A 2,658-nucleotide genomic window follows, 5' to 3' on the forward strand; every position below is an offset into this window, starting at 1 on the left:
CTCAATATTCGAGCGGCACAGGTTCTACGAAGCTGCCAAGACCAAGCTCGCCAGCCTCAACCGGATCCCCGCCGACGGCCGCGCGCGCTTGGTCGCCCTCGGCATGCCCACCTTCACCGACACCACCACCGACAGGAGAACTTGATCAATGACACCGCTACGCCTGATCTCATTCGGCTACTTGCACCAGCCCATCGGGCCCGACGGCCTACCCATCCCGCCTGAAGCCGATCGGATCGAAGACGTCCGTGAACGCCTACGCGATCCCGCGGCCGCCAAGGAGATCCTCAACCTGGACGGCCTGCATCCCCGCGTGCAGGACATCGTCCTCAACACCCCCGGAGCTCCAGAGCTCATCGACAACCTCGTCGCCTACGCGCTCCTGCCCGCCGGCCCGAAAGTGATCGCTCTCGGTTGCGCAGGCGGAAAACACCGTGCTGCTGGCCTGGTGGAACTCACCGCCAGACGCGTTCGCGCCCGCGGCCGTGAGGTCGAGATCGAACACCTCCACGCTCACCTGCCCCGCGTTCTAAAGACGGTGACCTCGTGATCAGCAGGCTTGGCCACCTGATCCAGATTCGCCGCCACTCCGGGTCAGGGGACGAACCTGCGGTGCCACCACGACTCCGAAGTCGGTATTCCAGGGTCAGCGATCGACCGGGATTCGAAGATCTCGTCGAATGGGGCGATAAGTTCGCGCAGCTCGCGCGCAGCCTGAGCAGGGAGCTGTCTTTCCGCCGAGTCCAGAACATCACGTGCGGCAAGGTGACCACGGCAGCACTCCATGATGCCGCAGTCATCATCTCTGAACCTCAGAAAGCGGGTTGGCCCCTGGACACACTGTTTCCAAACGGACAACGCCCTCGCTACAGCACCAGCGCCGAAACTATGCGACTCCAGTCTGGCAACCGCCTCGGACGCAGAACGAGACAGGCCGTGCACTTCAGGCGATCCGTGGCCGGCCCGTTTGGTTGCTGCAGCTCGGACAGCTGCCGGACTTTTACGAGGCATCGCTACTACGGGGCGCAGTCATGCCTTCATGCTCCCGAGCGCAGCCCTCGTTCACAAGCGCTTTGTGCGGCGGGATCGGCCTGCCGACGAGTAGCACCGCTGATCGTTTCCTTAGTCCGGAAAAGCAGTGTTGTGATGGCCTGCCAGATCGCCGCCGAACTCGAGGATGCCGGCGCCAACGTGCGCGTCGAGCATCAGGACATCCGCCGACCCGTCATCCAACGGCCCGCCTGAATCTCCAGGGGTGTTTGCGCGGCGCGGCGCGACCATCCCCGGGCCACAGCACACGAACTGTGGCTCACCGAAGCCAACGTCCAGCACGATTCGGATAACTCACCCGAAGCCATGGCGATCAGGGGACGGGTCCCGCCACGATGGGAGGCCGCCGCCCTCAACGCATCACCCGCGCCACCTTCCAATCCCGAACAGAAGGAAGAACGCGATGCAAAATCCGATACCCGTCCCCGAGCAGATCGGCACCGTCGACCTGGCCTCCTGGACCGTCATCCCAGGCCAGTCCAACCCGAACAAGGACGACCATGGCGCCTGGGCGGTGACGGCCGGCGACGTAGAACAGTACGACTTGTACTTCGAAGTCGCCGACGCTGCCCGCCCTCGCCAGGTCGCCGAGTTCATCGTCGAAGCGGTGCAAGCGCACGCCACCCGGCTGCGGCTCGGTGCTGCCTTCGCCGACGTCGAACGGAAGCGGGAAGGGCTGCGCACCAAACCGCCCGGCGCGGACCTGTACGAGGGGGACCGCAGTCGGGTCGTAGCAATGATGGCTCAGCTCGGCAAACTCGCCGCCGAAGCTTACGAGCCGGCCCCTGCTGCTGAGCGCGACGCGCAGAGACAGCGCGTCTACGACGGCGTCACAGAGGTGGCAGCATTGGCCGTGTGCTGGTTGGAAGCCCACCACGCCCAATACGGCATCGACGGCGGATAAGGCATCACGACCTCGCCCCTTTCCGCAGCATGTCCACGACGGCGGCCAGGTGGTGGGACAACGAGTAGGCCTTCCACTCGTTGGCGCCACCAGCGCCGCCGTCACTGCGCGCGGCCCTGGCGATCTGCTCATCACCCCAGGAGAACGTCGCTCCCTCTAGAGGCCAGTCCGGCGATTCAACCAACTCCTGGCAGAGATCGAAGAACGGTGTGTGCTTACGGTCCTTTCCTACAGGCCAGTAGTACAGGAACCACCGACGCTCGACCGCGTAGCGCAGGTTGGGCTCGGGCCATCCGGGGTCGTCGAGCAGCAGACCAGGGTGGTCAACCCCGTAATCGCCGTAGTTGACCGCCTCCCACCGATTGGCGATGCGGCGCCACAGGTCCGCTTCTCGCCGGGGGATGCAGGTCACTTGCGACTTCGAGGGGACGACGAAGTCTTCAGGAGGTGGAAATGAGCCAGCCGCGATGGTTACCGACTGCCAGCGGTCGACGTCGTCGAGCAGGGACCCCACGGAGTTCGCCACGCAGTCAAAGGTTGTGGCGGCTGAGGTGATATAGCCGCAGTCAAGCACCAGATCGGTACGCTGTGTCGGCTCCCCGAGGGGGCGCAATTGCTCGACTAGCATGTCTGGGTCACGCAGGGGTCGCGTCCGAGATGCGGTGTAAAAGGGAACGAGCGTAGGTTGCCGTGCTGAACCGTCC

At 64.6% G+C, this 2,658-nt stretch carries 3 protein-coding genes; 2 read left to right on the top strand and 1 reads right to left on the bottom strand.

The window, feature by feature from the left end; translation table 11 throughout:
* Positions 1-148: 148 nt before the first annotated feature.
* Together ACFPZ3_RS31960 and ACFPZ3_RS31965 are read left to right on the top strand one after the other, a co-directional pair.
* Positions 149-550: a RapZ C-terminal domain-containing protein gene (locus ACFPZ3_RS31960; protein WP_379518004.1), complete on the top strand. Its 402-nt coding sequence runs from the start codon at positions 149-151 to the stop codon at positions 548-550.
* Between the two features lie 903 nt (positions 551-1,453).
* Positions 1,454-1,954: a hypothetical protein gene (locus tag ACFPZ3_RS31965; RefSeq protein WP_379518005.1), complete on the top strand. Its 501-nt coding sequence runs from the start codon at positions 1,454-1,456 to the stop codon at positions 1,952-1,954.
* A gap of 4 nt (positions 1,955-1,958) precedes the next feature.
* On the opposite strand, the gene ACFPZ3_RS31970 is transcribed toward ACFPZ3_RS31965, so the two are convergent.
* A complete protein-coding gene (locus tag ACFPZ3_RS31970; protein WP_379518010.1) occupies positions 1,959-2,582 on the bottom strand; it encodes a beta family protein in 624 nt (207 codons plus the stop codon).
* Positions 2,583-2,658 lie beyond the last annotated feature (76 nt).

This window comes from Nonomuraea insulae (assembly GCF_042656245.1).

What these genes read in the sequence shown, in the direction of transcription:
- ACFPZ3_RS31965 (WP_379518005.1), top strand. Translation starts at nt 1,454, where the DNA reads ATGCAAAATCCGATACCCGTCCCCGAGCAGATCGGCACCGTCGACCTG.
- ACFPZ3_RS31970 (WP_379518010.1), bottom strand. Translation starts at nt 2,582, where the DNA reads ATGCTAGTCGAGCAATTGCGCCCCCTCGGGGAGCCGACACAGCGTACC.
- ACFPZ3_RS31960 (WP_379518004.1), top strand. Translation starts at nt 149, where the DNA reads ATGACACCGCTACGCCTGATCTCATTCGGCTACTTGCACCAGCCCATC.